This window comes from Nocardioides sp. ChNu-99, assembly GCF_029493445.1.
Lineage (GTDB): Bacteria > Actinomycetota > Actinomycetes > Propionibacteriales > Nocardioidaceae > Nocardioides.
On sequence record NZ_JAHWBL010000022.1, the window covers coordinates 25,083 to 40,003 of the forward strand.

Here is a 14,921-nt window from a genome sequence, read left to right on the forward strand (position 1 = left end):
TCGAGGTACGGCGGCGGGCGGGGCCCACCCTAGGGCACGGGCCGTTCAGCGCCGGGTCGCCTTCAGTGCACCGCGGTCCGCGAAGCGCAGGTCGTCGACCCGTCGCGAGGCGGAGCGGACCCGGGCGGCGGCGTCCTCGCTGACCTCGAGGCGGTCGACGACACCGGCGTAGCGGGCCCGCTCCCCCTCCAGCACGGCGCGCACGCGCTCGCGCAGCGCGGTCGTGGCGGACTGCACGAGCCGCGCGGTGGACTGCGGGCCCAGCACGGCGTTGAGCAGCTGGCGACCGGGCGACGCGGGGTCGCTGGACAGCACCACGACCGCGAGGGTCGCGCCGATGCCGTCGACGCCGAAGGCCAGGAAGCGGGCCGAGGTGCGCTTGTCGCCGGACTCCTCGCGGACCAGGTCGGTGACCTCGCGCTGCCACTCGCGGATCGTGCGCTCGGCCTGGCGGGCCACCTCGCGCGCGGGACGCTCCAGGCGGTCGCCGTCGCGCACGAGGCCGGCGCCGGCCTCGGACTCGCGCCACCGGGCGACGAGCGTCGTCGTCGCCCGCTCCGCGTGGGCCACGACCTCCGAGCCCACCGTGGAGGCGACCGCCGCCGCGACCTGCTCGGCCTGCTGCGGCTTGCCCTTGACGGCGTTGACGATGCGGTCGCGGATGAGACCCACCCGCGTCTCCAGCGAGCGCAGCAGCTCCCCGTTGCCGACGAACTCCTGCCAGCGGGCCTCGAGCTCGCCCGCGACGAGCGAGCCGTCGGTCAGCGTCTGCTCGGCCTCGAAGACGACCTCGTCGAAGACGCTGTCGACGCAGAACCGCAGGCGCCGGGCCTCGTCGACCTGCACCTCGGCGGCGTCGGCGATGCTGTGGCTGCTCAGCGACAGGGTGCGCACCGTGCCCGACAGGGTCTGGCGCACCACGGCCTCGCGGGCCTTCTGGTCGGCGGCCAGGCTGGCGAGCCAGGTGACGACGTCCCCGACCTCGTGGGGGGCCAGCACGCCGTCCGGGCCGACGTCGCCCTCGTGGACGATGAAGAGCGGCGAGTCCTTCAGGCCGCGGCTGGCCAGCATGCGGGCGAGGTGGGCGGCGACGGTCTCGACGGCGTCGGCCGGCGTGCGGTCCAGCACGATCGCGACCGCGGTCGAGCGCTCCCCCGCCTCCTTGAGGAACTCCCACGGCACCTGGTCGGCGTAGCGGGCGGCCGAGGTGACGAAGAGCCACAGGTCGGCCGCCGCCATCAGCTGGGCGGCGAGCTCGCGGTTGTGCTTGTCGACGGAGTCGACGTCGGGAGCGTCGAGGATGGCCAGGCCCTTCGGCACCGCGTCGGTGCCGACGAGCTGGAGGCAGCCGGGGTCGGTCGTCGGGTCGGTGACCCGGCGCAGCTCGGGCAGCAGGCGGTCGGGCCCGAACCACGACCCGTCGTCGGGGTGGTGCACGAGCACGGCCGAGCGCGTGGTGGGCCGGAGCACGCCGACCTCGGAGACCTTGTGGCCGACGAGCGAGTTGACCAGCGTCGACTTGCCGGCGCCGGTCGAGCCGGCGACGACGGTGAGCAGCGGCGCCTCGACGGCCATGAGCCGCGGGATCGCGTAGTCCTCCAGCTGGTCGACCATCTCGGCGCGGGCGTCGCGCGCCGTCCCCACGCCGGGCACCTCCAGGGGCAGCACGACCGCCTGCAGCGCGCTGCGCAGCTGCACGAGCGCCGTGAGCATCGGGGCGTTGCCACCGACGCCGAGCCCGCCGGCCCCTCCGGACGCGCTGCGGTTCGACCGCGAGCCCGCGGTCGGGGAGGACCCGTTGTCGGGAGGAGTCATCGAGCGGTCACCACCTGTGGAGGGATCGGGATCTGCGGGCGGGTCGCCGTCATGCGGCGCAGGTGCGCCTGTCCCCGCCGGACGAAGTCGTCGGGTGCCGTGCCGCGGAGGACGCGGTGGTGCAGGAACCCCAGCTCCACCGCCGCCTCCTGATACTCCCGCACCACGCCCTCGGCCGCGACGCCGCCTCCCCGGCGCGCGTCCCGTCGTACCTGCCGGCGCAGCCGGAGGTCCGCGATCCAGGGGATGTCGGAGGCCGGGAGCAGACCGCGGGCCGCCGCGTCCTGCAACGCGGTCGTCAGCACCCTCCGCTCGGTCGAGCGGCACCAGACGGCGGCCGCGACGAGGCCGAGGAAGGCGGGGAACATGAGGAGCGTGTAGGTGCCGAGGAAGCCGACCGGCAGCGCGCTGGACGCGTTCCACAACGCGTGCCACCCCACCGCGACGGCGTACCCCACCAGCGGGGCGGCCAGGCGCACGAAGCCCGAGCGCGAGCCCACCGCGACGCCGACGCCGATGCCGATGAACGCGGTGAAGAACGGGTGCGCGAAGGGGCTGAGCAGGCAGCGGACGACGAACGTGCCGGTCAGCGCGGCGACGCCGCCGGGCCCCACGTCGGCACCGCCGTCGTACGCCGCGGCGAGGTAGAGGATGTTCTCGGTGAAGGCGAAGCCGACGCCGACCATCCCGGCGTACACGATGCCGTCGAGGACGCCGTCGAGCTCGTGGCGGCGCCACCACAGGAGCAGCACGAGGAAGAGGCCCTTGGTCGCCTCCTCCGTCACCGGCGCCACCAGCACCGCGGAGGTCACCCGGTCCATCGGCGCCACGAGGCCGCCGACGCCGCCGAGCACCACGGCCGCCGTGGTGGCCACGAAGGCGCCCCACAGCAGGCCCGCGACGAGGAGGTTGCGCGGCTCGGGCTCGTAGCGGTCGAGCCACAGGTAGACGGCGACCACGGGTCCCACCGGGACGGCGGCCAGCACCGTCGCCACGAGCAACGTGCCCGGCGCGCCCGAGAGGGCCAGGAGGGCGAGCACCCCGAGGGCGCCGAGCCCCACGAGCGACCACACCACCACGGTGAAGGCGACGTTGTCGCGGTGGCGGGTGGGCATGCCCGCCACCCTAACCGAGCAGGGGCGCCCCCGCGGGGCCGTCGCCGACGGCTCTCCCCAGGTCAGCGGGTCCGGCGCGGGCCGCGCGTACCCTGGCCGCCATGGGTGAGGAGAGCGCACAGGCCCCCGACGTCACGACCCCCGCCGAGGGCGGCGAGGACCTGAAGGTGGAGTCGCACGACCCCGCGGTGCCCGAGGCGTACGCCGCGTTCATGCGCACCGGCTGGGCCGACGTCGAGCGCGAGCTGCCCCCGCACCCCGTCGTGCCGTGGGCGGAGCAGCGGCGCGCCCGGCTGGCCGAGGCGTTCCCCGGCGAGCGCCTGGTGCTGCCGGCGGGCACCTTCAAGGTGCGCTCGAACGACACCGACTACCGGTTCCGGCCCGACACCGCCCACACCTACTTCTCCGGCAACCAGACGACCGACGCGGTGCTCGTGGTGACCGACGGCGAGCCGGTGCTCTACGCCCGCCCCCGCTCGGGACGCGACACCGACGAGTTCTTCCGCGACCGGCAGTACGGCGCGCTGTGGGCCGGCGAGCGCCCGTCGTTGCGCGAGCTCGAGCAGTCCCTCGGCCTGCCCGTGCGCCACCGCGACGAGCTGGCGGCCGAGCTGGCCCGCACCGGCACGAAGACCCGCGTGCTGCGCGGCCTCGACGCGGAGGTGGACGCCGGTGCCGCCCCCGACGAGGCCCGCGACGCCGAGCTGGCCCGGGTCGCCTCCGAGCTGCGGCTGGTGAAGGACACGTGGGAGGTCGACCAGCTCCAGGAGGCCTGCGACATCACCACCCTGGGCTTCGAGGACTCCGTGCGCGAGTGGGACCGCGTGCGCGAGCACGGCGAGCGCTGGCTGGAGGGCACCTTCTTCCGCCGGGCGCGCGCGATGGGCAACGACCTCGGCTACGACTCCATCGTGGGCGCCGGCTCGCACGCCACGACGCTGCACTGGATCGACAACACCGGGCCCGTCCTGCCCGGCCAGCTGATCCTCCTCGACATGGGCGTGGAGAACCGCAACCTCTACACCGCCGACGTCACCCGCACCCTCCCGGTCGACGGCACCTTCACGCCGCTGCAGCGCGACCTCTACGAGCTGGTGCTCGCCGCCCAGCAGGCGGGCATCGACGCGGTGCGCCCGGGCGTGGCGTTCACCTCGGTCCACCAGGCGTCGATGACGGTGCTCGCCCACGGCCTCGGCGACCTCGGCCTGCTCCCCTGCTCCCCGGAGGAGGCGCTGTCCCCGGACAGCCGCGTCTACGCGCGCTGGACGCTGCACGGCACGAGCCACATGCTCGGCATGGACGTGCACGACTGCGCCCGCTCCGCCCCCGAGGTCTACCCGCGCGGCGACCTCGCCGAGGGGATGGTCCTGACGGTCGAGCCCGGGCTCTACTTCCAGGCCGACGACCTGCTGGTGCCCGAGGAGCTGCGGGGCATCGGCATCCGCATCGAGGACGACGTGCTCGTCACCGCCGACGGCGCCCGCAACCTCTCGGCGGCCCTGCCGCGCACCGTCGCCGACGTCGAGGCGTGGATGGGCTCGCTGCTCCCCTGACGGGCACTCCCCCGGCGGGGCACTCCCCGACCGGGCACTCCCCCGGCGGGGCACTCCCGTGGGGGTGCGGCGGGGATCAGGCCCGGCCGCGGGCCAGCGTGCAGAAGCGGCCGACGGCCACCTCGCACGCCCGCGCGAGCTGGTCGCGCGTGCCGGCGTCGAGCCCCGGCTCGGCGAGCCCGGTGAGGACCGACGTGGCCCAGCGGGAGCGGCGGGCCACGTCGGGCTCGGCCGAGACCTCGGCGTCGTCGCCCACCACGTCGCACGCCAGGGCGCCCTCGACGCAGAGGTCGACGAACCGGGACCGGGCCGTGGCCACGGGCCGCACGAGCTCGTCGACGGCGCGGGTGACCTGCTCGACGAGGAGCACGTGGAGGGCGATCGCGTCCATGCCCGCCCCAACGAGGGACGGGTCGGGACGTCACCGCCCCCGGGGGACGGCCGCGTCACCCCCCGCGGGGTGCGGCATCACCAGGGGCTGGGCTCGTAGTCCTTGAGGAAGCAGCCGAACACGTCCTCACCGGCCTCGCCCCGCACGATCGGGTCGTAGACGCGGGCGGCGCCGTCGACGAGGTCGAGCGGTGCGTGCCAGCCCTCGGCCGCGATGCGCAGCTTCTCGTGGTGGGGGCGCTCGTCGGTGATCCAGCCGGTGTCGACGGCCGTCATGAGGATCTGGTCGGTCTCGAACATCTCCCCCGCGCTCGTGCGGGTCAGCATGTTGAGCGCCGCCTTCGCCATGTTGGTGTGCGGGTGGCCCGGGCCCTTGTAGCGGCGCGAGAACTGGCCCTCCATGGCGGAGACGTTGACGACGTACGCGCGGCGGGCGCCCCGCCGTACCGCCTCGCGCATGGCGGGCCGCAGCCGGCTGATGAGCAGGAACGGAGCGACCGAGTTGCAGAACTGCACCTCGAGCAGCTCGAGGGGGTCGACCTCGTCGACGACCTGGGTCCAGGAGTTGTTGGTCTGCACGTCGGGCAGCAGGCCGCCCGCGTCGACGGCGGTGCCGGCGAGGTGCGCCTCCAGGCTGGCGTTGCCGGCCTTGAGCGCCAGCGCGGTCATCGTCGCGGCGCTGTGCGCGGCCAGGGCGTGCTCCGCGGACTCGCCGTCGTGGTGGGCGACCGCCACGTCGGCCAGGGCGCCCGCGATGGCGGCGGGGTGGGCCTCGGACACGCGGTCGAAGGTGACCATCTCGGGCAGCACGCGGTCGGTGGGCAGCGGGGCGGACTCCATCTCCACGAGCTGGGAGTAGGCGCCGGGGCTGCGCCGGACCGTCTGGCAGGCGTTGTTGACGAGGATGTCGAGCGGGCCGTCGGCCATGACGTCGTCGGCCAGCGCGAGCACCTGGGTGGGGTCGCGCAGGTCGATGCCGACGACCTTGAGGCGGTGCAGCCAGTCGTCGGAGTCCTCCAGCGCCGCGAACCGGCGCACCGCGTCGCGGGGGAAGCGCGTCGTGATGGTCAGGTGGGCGCCGTCGCGCAGCAGCCGCAGCGCGATGTACATCCCGATCTTCGCCCGGCCCCCGGTCAGCAGCGCGCGGCGACCGGTGAGGTCGGTGCGCTGGTCCCGCTTGGCGTGGCTCATCGCGGCGCAGCGCGGGCACAGCCAGTGGTAGAACGCGTCGACGAGGGTGAAGTCCTCCTTGCAGATGTAGCAGCCGCGCGCGGTGATGAGCTCGCCCGCGAACGCCCCCTTCGCCGTCGAGACCAGGGGGATGCCGGCGGTCTCGTCGTCGATCCGCATCGCCGACCCGGTCGCCGTGCTCTCGATGATCCGCTGGTCGTGCACCTGCCGCGTCATGCGGATCTCGGCCCGGCGGGTCTTCTTGATCAGCTTGTACATGTACGACGCGGCGCGCTTCACCGTCGTCACGTCGGGGTGGTCGGGCGGCAGGTCCGCGACCTGCTGCAGCACCCGCAGCGCGGTCGCCATCTCGGCGGGGTCGATGCCGGCAGGACCGGCGCTGGGTACGGCGTCACTCACCGGGAGAGGGTACGGCGCCGGGCGTCGGCGGGCGGAAACGCCGACCACGGCCCCGGCCGGCGCGCCCGGCCGGCCTCAGCCCCGCGCCACGCCCCGCAGCGAGCCCTCGACGAGCTCCTCGCTGGACGCGAAGCACGCCACGCGGCGCTCCCCCGCGTCCCAGGCCTCCTCGGTCGGGGGCACGAACGCCGGGTAGGTCGTCTCGGCCCCGGCGTAGTTCGCCTCGCCCGCGTACGAGAAGAAGAGGTCGTCGCAGTCGAAGCCGACCTCGTCCCACAACGTGTCCTCGTCGGGGTAGTCGTCCCCGTCGACCTCGACGAAGCCCGCGAGCTCCGCGTCGTGCCACCCGGCGCAGTCGACCGTCGCCGCCACCGTCTCCAGCGGGTCGCCCCACCAGAGCTGGTAGTTCAGCTCGTGGTCGAGCACGCAGTCGCCGGCCGCGAGGTCCACCAGCGGCACGTCCTGGGCCAGCGGCGTCACCGACGCCCGCTCCTCGGCGTCGCCCAGCTCCTCGGGGTCCATCGCGTAGTCCTCGTCGAACCCCTCGTCGAACCCCGCGTCGAACCCGGCGCCGACCTCGTCCAGCTCGTCGCGGAGCTCCTGCACGTCGCCCTGGAGGCGCTCGACGGTCGCCTCGCGCCGGGCGGTGTCACCGGCCTGGACCAGCAGGACGGTGCCGACCACGGCCGCGACGGCGAGCCACGCCGTACCGACCACGAGGGCGGCCACCGCCATGCCGCGACCGGGGCGCCCGCGCGGCCGGGACCCCAGCCCGATTGCGCCGAGCACGACACCGAGGAGGTTGGTGACGACGAGAGGCACGCACGCCAGGGCCAGCGCCAGCGTCGGCACGAGGCCGGCGTCCTCACGGACGGGCGGCTGCCACGGCAGGGGGTACGGCGGGTGCTGCGGCGCGGGCGCGGGGTGCGGCGTCTGGGTGCTCATGCGTCTGACCGCCCGAGCGAACCACGGCGGAGCTCCTCCGACGTGGCGACGCAGACGATCTCGCGGTCCCCGAACTCCCAGGACTCCGGGGTCGGCCAGTAGAAGCTCATCCACACGTCCGCGTAGGCGCCGGCCTCGCCGGCGTACGTGTCGTAGTGGTCCCAGCACCGGTCCTCGGTGTCGGCGAAGAACGCGTCGTCCTCCTCCGGCAGCTCGTCGACCCGGTACGCCCCGACCACCTCGAGCGGGTGTGCCTCGCTGCAGTCGACGAGGTCCACCTCCTCGCTGACGAACGGCTCCCCGCTCGACTCGGGGTCCAGCAGCCCGTCGAAGAAGCAGTCACCGACCTCGAGGTCGAAGAGCGCGACCTTCTCGGCGTCGAGGTCCTCGACGTACCAGGGGTCGGCCGCCTCGCTGGTCACGCTCGACGCCTCCTCCGACCACGCCGACCCGCCCTCGAGACCGACGACCGCGAAGGTCCCGACGACCACGGCACCGAGGAGACCGACGACCGCGACCCCGGCGACGACCAGGCCGACGACGAGACCGGTACGGCGGCGGCGCGGCGGCGCGGGCGGGCCGGGGTACGGCGCGCCCCACCCCCCGGCGTACGGCTGCGGCGCGTGCTGCTGCGGTGGGAACGGCTGCTGCACGGGCGGCTCGGGCGCGGGGCCGGGCGGCGGGTACTGCGGCTCGTCGGGCATGGGTCGTCGGTCCCCTCGGCTCGTGGTGCGGTCGTACGAGCCCGTCGGCGTCGCAACGCCCGCATGCTCCCATCCCGCGCGGGATCACGCGGGCGGAACGGGGCAACAGCCGGTGCCCCCGAGCGGTGATCCGGGCAACAGGCCTCAGCGGAGCACGACGGTGCCGCGCGCCCGACGCGCCGGCTCCCACCAGTCGCGCAGCCCCGAGAAGGCGACGACGAGGAACAGCGCCACCCCCACGGCGAAGACCACGATCCCCCAGCCCGGCCCGACGTCCTCGGCCGACAGCGAGAGGAGGGCGAAGATGCCGGCCACCACGGTGCCGACGACGAGCAGCGTCGCGGTGAGCCCGACGACCTTCTGCGTGCCCGCCGTGGCGGAGGCGGTGGCGATGAGGGCCAGCAGGTAGAGGGCGACCACGGTGACGAGGAGGAGGCCGAGGAACCCGATCCCGGCCGCGATGGAGAAGCCCTCGACGTCGCCCTCGCTGTCGCGGAAGGTCAGGGCGCGGAAGCCCGTGGTCAGGAGGCTGGCCATGACGTCCTCCTCGTCGGAGCCCTGGTTGACCGGGATGAACGGCAGCAGCTGGCCCAGCACCAGGCAGATCGCGCTGGCCCACGCCACCGCCCTCACCACCAGGTCCTCCAGCCGCTCGACCCGCTGCCCCAGCAGGCGCAGCTCGCGCTCCACGATCGTCTCCACCGCTCCACTCCTGTCGTCGCTGCCCCGGCGCGCCCGGGCCGGCGGGTGCCCTACCCCGCGGGAGCCGCCCTCATTCCCCGTGGCGCACGCAACGTCCCCGGCGGCCCTACACTGCTGCCCGGACCGGCGTCGTGGCCGGACGGACCCTCCGGTTCCGTCCCCGCGAACGGTCCCCGCCTCCGTAGCTCAGCTGGATAGAGCAGCGGCCTTCTAATCCGCCGGTCACAGGTTCGAATCCTGTCGGGGGCACCGCGCAGGACGTCCGCCCCGCTGCACGAGCGCGCCCGGGGCCGCAGGTTTGGCGGCGACCACCCGAAGGTAGGGAGGGGGCGGCGCCGCGGGAGGCGGCGCCGTACCCGATCAGAGAGAGACACCCCCATGCGCAAGCGCCAGAAGTTCGCCTCCGTCGCCGTGGCCGCCGTCCTCGCGGCCTCGCTCACCGCCTGCGGCGGTGACGACGAGTCGAGCGACGACGCCGAGAGCTCGGAGTCGAGCACCACCGAGGACGCGTCCGAGGAGCCCGCCGACGAGGAGACCTCGGAGGACGAGGAGTCGGAGGACTCCGACTCCGGCAGCGGCTCGGCGGGCGGCTCCTCCGCCGGCGAGCTCACCGAGCCCGGCGCCCAGCTGAAGCTGGGCGAGACCGCGACCGTCCCGATGTCGTACGCGGGCGAGGACGGCGTCATCGAGGTCACCGTCACCGAGATCCGCGAGGGCGACCCGGCCGACCTCGCCGACGTCGAGGACTCCGACGGCATGACGCCGTGGCACATCTCCTACGAGATCTCGGGCGTCGAGAACGCCGAGGCGATCGGCGGCATGCAGCTGAGCCTCGACGGCCTCACCGCCGCCGGCGACAGCGCCGCCCAGCTCATCAGCTTCTCCGGCGGCATCGGCGGCTGCGAGACCGAGTCGGCCGCGTCCGACTGGGACGGCTCGGCCTTCGAGACCTGCAACACGGTCGTCTCGGCCGAGCCGGTCACGCAGGCCGCGTTCGGCGAGGGCGACGACTACAGCCTCATCCTGGGCTCGCCCGTCATCTGGGAGTGAGCCGGGGGCGGACCGTCCACCCGCAGCAGCACGCCGTACGACGGCAGACGACGACGCCCCGGGGATCCCGACCCCCGGGGTGTCGTCCCGTTCCCGGCGGCCCGTCTTGTCCCCGGGGGCACGATCGGGGCATGGACATCGACCACACCCGACCCGACGGCGTCGACGACGCCACCGTGGAGGCCCTCGGCAAGCTGTCGGAGGCCCTCGAGGCCGTGGAGGAGGCGCGCGGCCACCTCTACGCGTTCCACCGCCGCTGCGGCACGGCCGACCTGACCCTGGGCGACGCCGTCGACCAGCTGCGCGCGGCGGGCCACGGCGAGCTCGCCGACCGGCTGGACCGAGAGATCGTCGGGCGCAACATCATCCACGGTCGCTGGTCGTTCCAGGTGGTGGAGGACTACGACGACGGCTACTACGCGACCTTCAAGGCGCTCGAGAAGGACGCCCGCGACGCCCTGCTGGAGGGCCGGAAGCACGTCTACGAGTCGGAGATGAAGGAGGGGCGGCGCACCCACGGCGAGCCGGGGCACGAGTACCGCCCGTGAGCGTCCTGCGCACGGCAGGCCGCCTGCTGCTCGGCTCCGTCATGGTCGGCGCCGGCGTCGCGCACCTCACCACCGCCCGCACCGAGTTCCAGGCCCAGGTGCCCGCGTGGGTGCCGGTGGACGAGGACCTCGTGGTCGTCGGGTCCGGCGTGGTGGAGATCGGCCTGGGGGCGGCGCTCCTGCTGGCCCCGCCGCGCCACCGGCGTCTCGCCGGCGGGCTGCTCGCCGCGTTCTTCGTCGCCATCTTCCCGGGCAACGTGGCGCAGTACGTCGAGGGCACCGACGCCTTCGGCCTGACGAGCGACCGGGCGCGGCTGGTGCGCCTCTTCTTCCAGCCGCTGCTGGTGCTGTGGGCCCTGTGGGCGGGCGGGTGGCTGCGTCGCTCGCCCGACCGGCAGGATGAGCGTCCGTGACGTTCACCGAGGTCCTGTTCCCCGGGCGGCACCACGCCGTCACCGCCTTCCAGGTCGAGCACCTGCGCCGCCTCCTGGCGGGCGACGTCCGGTTCCCCGACGGGCGTCCCGTGGAGGTGACCTCCGACGCGGTCGTCGTCTGGCCCGTCACCTCGGCCACCCACGCCTGGACCCGGCGCAACCCGCTGCCGGGCCACCGCCGCGAGGCGCTGGTCGAGCGCGTCAGCGCCGCCGCCGGGCTGCCGAGCCTCGTCGTACCGGTTCCGGACGTGCCGCAGCACCCCCGGTTCGCGGCCCTCGTCGTCACCACCGTCGCCACCGCGCTCCCCCACCGGCCGGCGCCCGCGCCCGACCACACCCTCGTGGCCTGCTCGACCCCGGCCGTCGCGGACTCCTACCGCGAGCTCGGGTTCACCGTCGTCGGGGTCGAGGACACGGTCGAGGAGGAGCCCGAGGACCAGCCCGGCCGCCCCTGGGAGGTCGTGCAGCGCCTCGCCCACGGCGACGAGTCGTGGCGCCTGCTGGCCCACCCCGAGACGGTGGCCTTCTACGAGCGGTACGGCGTGCCCGACCTCGTCGTCGACCTCTTCTCCGACCCGGTGGTCTCCAGCGAGGGCGACCTGACCACGACGCGGGACTACCGCACGTACGCCGCGTCCTTCGAGACCGCCTCGGCCCGCAAGTTCGAGCAGGTCGGGCCGCTGCTGCAGCCGGGCCGCGTCGTGGACGTCGGCTGCGCGACCGGTGGGCTGCTGGAGCAGGTCGCGGCCGACCCGCGGTTCGAGGAGTCCGACCTCTTCGGCGTCGACGTCGCCCGCCCGCTGCTCGAGGAGGCCGAGCACAAGAAGGCCACGGGCGTCTTCGCGAACCCCAACATCTGGTTCGTGCGCGCCAACATCCTGGGCGGGCCCGTGATGCCGGCGGGCTCCGTCGACTCGACCGTCACCGTGGCGCTGACCCACGAGCTGTTCTCGTACGGCGCGGGTCGCGCCGACGTGGAGGCGTTCGCCCGGCGGGTCCACGAGCACACCCGCGTCGGGGGCGTCTGGGTGAACTCCGACGTGCTCGGCCCCGCCGAGCCCGACCGCGAGGTGCTGCTCCGGCTGCGCGCCGACGACGGCGCGACCCCCGAGCAGGCCCGGACCGACCTCGACGACCTGCCGGCCGAGGACGTCGCGGCGTACGTCGAGGGCCTGTCGACCGCTGGCCGGATGGTGCAGTTCGTCCACGACTTCCCGCGCCTGTCCGGCTCCGGCTTCACCGCCACCCGGGAGCCGCTCGACGTCGAGGTCGAGGGCACCACCACGTGGCGGCTGCGGCTCGGGGACGCGATGGAGTTCCTGACGACCAAGGACTACGCCGACAACTGGCTGAGCGAGTGCCACGAGCAGTTCTGCGGGCTGTCGATGGCCGACTGGCGCGACCTGCTCACCGACGCCGGGTTCGAGCTCGACCCCGGCCACGGGGCGTGGCGCAACGACTGGATCGTCGAGCACCGCCTCGCCCCCGTCGCGGAGCTGCTCGACCCCGCCACGGGTGAGGCGCTGCCGTGGCCGGACACCCACGTGCTGAGCGTCGCGCGGCGCCCGCCGGGCTGAGCGCGGCCCCGGGACACGCCGGAGGCCCTCCCCGCTGCTGCGGTGGAGGGCCTCCGGTGGTGGTACGGCATCAGGGACTCGAACCCCGAACCCGCTGATTAAGAGTCAGCTGCTCTGCCAATTGAGCTAATGCCGCGCGGTGAAGCGGGTAGAACTCTACCTGCGAGTGACGAGGGAGCAAAATCGGCCGCGCGCGCCCGGCGGCGCCGGCCGGGACGGGCCGCACCCGTCCACGTTCTGCGCGCAACGGCTGTCGTCGGGCCGCCCAGCGGTCACAATGGCGCGGGGAGCCGGCCGCCGGGCGGTCGGGACGCGGGAACGGGAGGGTCGAGTGGCCACGCAGGAGCACGTCGTGACGCGCCCGGTGGCGCCCGCGTGGCTCCCCGTCGCGGTCCTCGTGGGCGCCCTCGCCGTCGGTGTCGTGGTCGTGCAGCTCGCGCACTCCTGGGTGGAGGCGTTCAGCGTGTCCCCCGTCGGCCTCCTCACGGGGGCGGCGCTCCTCGCCCACCGCTGGTGGCGCCTGCCCGTCGTCGCGGGCGGCGGCCTGGTGGTCGCGGCCACCCTCACCTCGGTCGGGGCCCAGGGCTCGACCGTCCTGGGCATGAGCCTCAGCACCGTGCTGCAGGCCGGCATCGGCGTCCTCGTGCTCGCCCGGACCGGGCAGCGGGACGGCCGCGCCGCCCTGCGCACGCAGGGCGACCTGGCCCACTGGCTCGCCGCGGGACTGGCGGGCCCGCTCGTGGGCGTCGCCGCGCTCGCCGGCGTGTTCGTGGCCGACGACCGCGAGCTGGCGCCCAGCACCCTGGCGCTGCTGCTCGTCGCCGCCGTGCTCTCGCAGCTGCTCCTCGTGCTGCCCTTCCTCGACGTCGACCGGTCCCCCCGCCCGGCCAGCGAACCCGAGCGGGCCGCCCAGTGGGGGGCGGTGCTCGTCTCCACGGTGGCGGTGTTCCTCCTCCAGACCGACGTCGCGTGGGCGTTCGTGGTCGTCCCGCTCCTGGCCTGGGGGGCGCTCCGGCTGCGGCTGCGCGAGATGGTGCTGCAGCTGCTGGGCCTCAGCACCACCGTGCTGGCCCTCGGCGCCATCGGGGTGGGCCCCTTCGGGCTCGCCGACACCGGCGACGCCGTCGTGGAGGCGACGCAGCTGCTGCTCTTCCTCCTCAGCGGCGTGCTGCTCGTGGTGCCCTACGCCCTCGTGGCCCAGCAGTTGCGGGACCGCTCCGCCGAGGCCCACCGCGAGCGCGAGCTCGTCGGCCGGATCATGGCCTCGGCCACCCGCACCGCGATCATCGGCACGGACCGGAACGGCCGGATCACCCTCTTCAACGTGGGCGCCGAGACGCTGCTGGGCTACACCGCGGAGGAGATGCTCGGGCGCACCCCCGACGTGCTCGTGCCCCGCGCCGAGCTGCAGAGCCAGGCCGACGCGGCCGGCGCGGCGCCCCAGTTCGTGCGCATCGCCCGCGCGCTGTCCCGCCAGACCACGGAGGCGCGCGACTGGCGCCTGCGGCGCAAGTCCGGCGAGGTGCGCACCCACTCGCTCACCATCACGCCCATGAGCGACGAGCGCGGCGCGACCGTCGGCTTCGTGTGCACCTCGGAGGACGTCACCTCCCGCGTGCAGCGGCAGGACGCGCTGCTCGCCGCGCTGCTGACCGAGCGCGAGGCGGTCCAGCGGCTCGAGCAGGCCGACCGCATGAAGGACGCCCTGGTCTCGACCGTGAGCCACGAGCTGCGCACGCCGCTGACGAGCATCCTCGGCTACGCCACGATGCTGGCCGACGGAGACTTCGGCGACCTGCCCGCGCCGGTGGGCCAGACGATGGAACGGATCCTCAACAACGGCGAGCGGCTGCGCTCGCTGGTCGAGGACCTGCTGGTGCTCTCCCGCGTCAACGCCGGGGCCCTCGAGCTCGACGCGCGGCCCACGGACGTGCGGGACGTGGTGCGGTCGGCGTACGACGTGGTGGCCCCGTCGGTCGACCGCCGCGACCTCGACGTGCGCCTCGAGCTGCCCGACGACGCGGCCGTGGTCGACGGTGACGCGGGCATGTTGGAGCGGGTCGTGCTCAACCTCCTCACGAACGCCGTGAAGTTCACGCCCGACGGCGGCCGCGTCGACGTGTCGGTCAAGCTCGAGCCCGACGAGGTGGTGCTCGAGGTCAGCGACACGGGCATGGGCATCCCCGTCGAGGAGCAGGACCAGCTCTTCACCCAGTTCTTCCGCTCCTCGCTCGCGAAGCAGGAGGCCGTCCAGGGCACCGGCCTGGGCCTGTCCATCGCGCGCGCCATCGTGGACCAGCACGGCGGGGTCATCGGCGCCACCTCGGAGCCGGGCACCGGCACGACGTTCCTCGTCGTGCTCCCCCGCCTCCTCGCGCCGGCCCCCGCCGTCGAGCCCGGCGCCCGCCGGGTCGACGTGGTGACCCCCGTCGACGCCCTCGACGCCCTCGACGCCAGAGGTTAGGGTCGCCTAAGTCTCCCGTCCGGGCGGCGGGGAG

The 14,921-nt window shown here is 74.5% G+C and carries 13 protein-coding genes and 2 tRNA genes; 7 read left to right on the forward strand and 8 right to left on the reverse strand.

Features of this window, described 5'->3' with window-relative positions; genetic code table 11:
• Window positions 1-45: 45 nt before the first annotated feature.
• Both KK617_RS09385 and KK617_RS09390 read right to left on the reverse strand, forming a co-directional pair.
• The gene (locus KK617_RS09385) at window positions 46-1,815 is read right to left on the reverse strand and encodes a dynamin family protein (protein ID WP_277499696.1); all 1,770 of its coding nucleotides are present in this window, start codon (window positions 1,813-1,815) and stop codon (window positions 46-48) included.
• Window positions 1,812-2,930, reverse strand: a complete 1,119-nt coding sequence (locus KK617_RS09390; RefSeq protein WP_277499697.1) for a PrsW family intramembrane metalloprotease — start codon at window positions 2,928-2,930, stop codon at window positions 1,812-1,814. Before KK617_RS09390 ends, KK617_RS09385 begins: the two co-directional genes overlap by 4 nt.
• Before the next feature lie 101 nt (window positions 2,931-3,031).
• On the opposite strand from KK617_RS09390, the gene KK617_RS09395 reads away from it, so the two are divergent.
• Window positions 3,032-4,483, forward strand: a complete 1,452-nt coding sequence (locus KK617_RS09395) for an aminopeptidase P family protein (RefSeq protein ID WP_277499699.1) — start codon at window positions 3,032-3,034, stop codon at window positions 4,481-4,483.
• Between the two features lie 76 nt (window positions 4,484-4,559).
• Here the strand turns inward: KK617_RS09395 and KK617_RS09400 are convergent, their stop codons facing one another.
• The 5 genes from KK617_RS09400 to KK617_RS09420 form a co-directional block, all read right to left on the reverse strand.
• Window positions 4,560-4,874, reverse strand: a complete 315-nt coding sequence (locus KK617_RS09400; RefSeq protein WP_277499700.1) for a hypothetical protein — start codon at window positions 4,872-4,874, stop codon at window positions 4,560-4,562.
• 77 nt (window positions 4,875-4,951) lie between these two features.
• On the reverse strand, window positions 4,952-6,463 hold the full coding sequence (locus tag KK617_RS09405) for an SDR family NAD(P)-dependent oxidoreductase (protein ID WP_277499701.1): 1,512 nt from the start codon (window positions 6,461-6,463) through the stop codon (window positions 4,952-4,954).
• Window positions 6,464-6,538: 75 nt separating this feature from the next.
• Complete coding sequence (locus KK617_RS09410) at window positions 6,539-7,408, reverse strand: DUF4190 domain-containing protein (RefSeq protein WP_277499703.1); 870 nt, start codon at window positions 7,406-7,408, stop codon at window positions 6,539-6,541.
• On the reverse strand, window positions 7,405-8,112 hold the full coding sequence (locus KK617_RS09415; protein WP_277499704.1) for a septum formation family protein: 708 nt from the start codon (window positions 8,110-8,112) through the stop codon (window positions 7,405-7,407). The genes KK617_RS09410 and KK617_RS09415 overlap by 4 nt, the downstream gene beginning before the upstream one ends.
• Before the next feature lie 144 nt (window positions 8,113-8,256).
• On the reverse strand, window positions 8,257-8,814 hold the full coding sequence (locus KK617_RS09420; RefSeq protein WP_277499706.1) for a hypothetical protein: 558 nt from the start codon (window positions 8,812-8,814) through the stop codon (window positions 8,257-8,259).
• A gap of 175 nt (window positions 8,815-8,989) precedes the next feature.
• Here KK617_RS09420 and KK617_RS09425 point away from each other — a divergent pair.
• The 5 genes from KK617_RS09425 (at window position 8,990) to KK617_RS09445 (ending at window position 12,423) form a co-directional block, all read left to right on the forward strand.
• Window positions 8,990-9,063, forward strand: a tRNA-Arg gene (locus tag KK617_RS09425).
• Between the two features lie 129 nt (window positions 9,064-9,192).
• On the forward strand, window positions 9,193-9,864 hold the full coding sequence (locus KK617_RS09430) for a hypothetical protein (RefSeq protein ID WP_277499708.1): 672 nt from the start codon (window positions 9,193-9,195) through the stop codon (window positions 9,862-9,864).
• Between the two features lie 131 nt (window positions 9,865-9,995).
• Window positions 9,996-10,412: a hypothetical protein gene (locus tag KK617_RS09435; RefSeq protein WP_277499710.1), complete on the forward strand. Its 417-nt coding sequence runs from the start codon at window positions 9,996-9,998 to the stop codon at window positions 10,410-10,412.
• A gap of 41 nt (window positions 10,413-10,453) precedes the next feature.
• The gene (locus tag KK617_RS09440) at window positions 10,454-10,825 is read left to right on the forward strand and encodes a hypothetical protein (RefSeq protein ID WP_277499764.1); all 372 of its coding nucleotides are present in this window, start codon (window positions 10,454-10,456) and stop codon (window positions 10,823-10,825) included.
• The gene (locus KK617_RS09445) at window positions 10,822-12,423 is read left to right on the forward strand and encodes a class I SAM-dependent methyltransferase (RefSeq protein ID WP_277499712.1); all 1,602 of its coding nucleotides are present in this window, start codon (window positions 10,822-10,824) and stop codon (window positions 12,421-12,423) included. Before KK617_RS09440 ends, KK617_RS09445 begins: the two co-directional genes overlap by 4 nt.
• Window positions 12,424-12,483: 60 nt before the next feature.
• Here the strand turns inward: KK617_RS09445 and KK617_RS09450 are convergent.
• Window positions 12,484-12,559, reverse strand: a tRNA-Lys gene (locus KK617_RS09450).
• 216 nt (window positions 12,560-12,775) lie between these two features.
• Here KK617_RS09450 and KK617_RS09455 point away from each other — a divergent pair.
• Window positions 12,776-14,887: an ATP-binding protein gene (locus tag KK617_RS09455; protein WP_277499713.1), complete on the forward strand. Its 2,112-nt coding sequence runs from the start codon at window positions 12,776-12,778 to the stop codon at window positions 14,885-14,887.
• Window positions 14,888-14,921 lie beyond the last annotated feature (34 nt).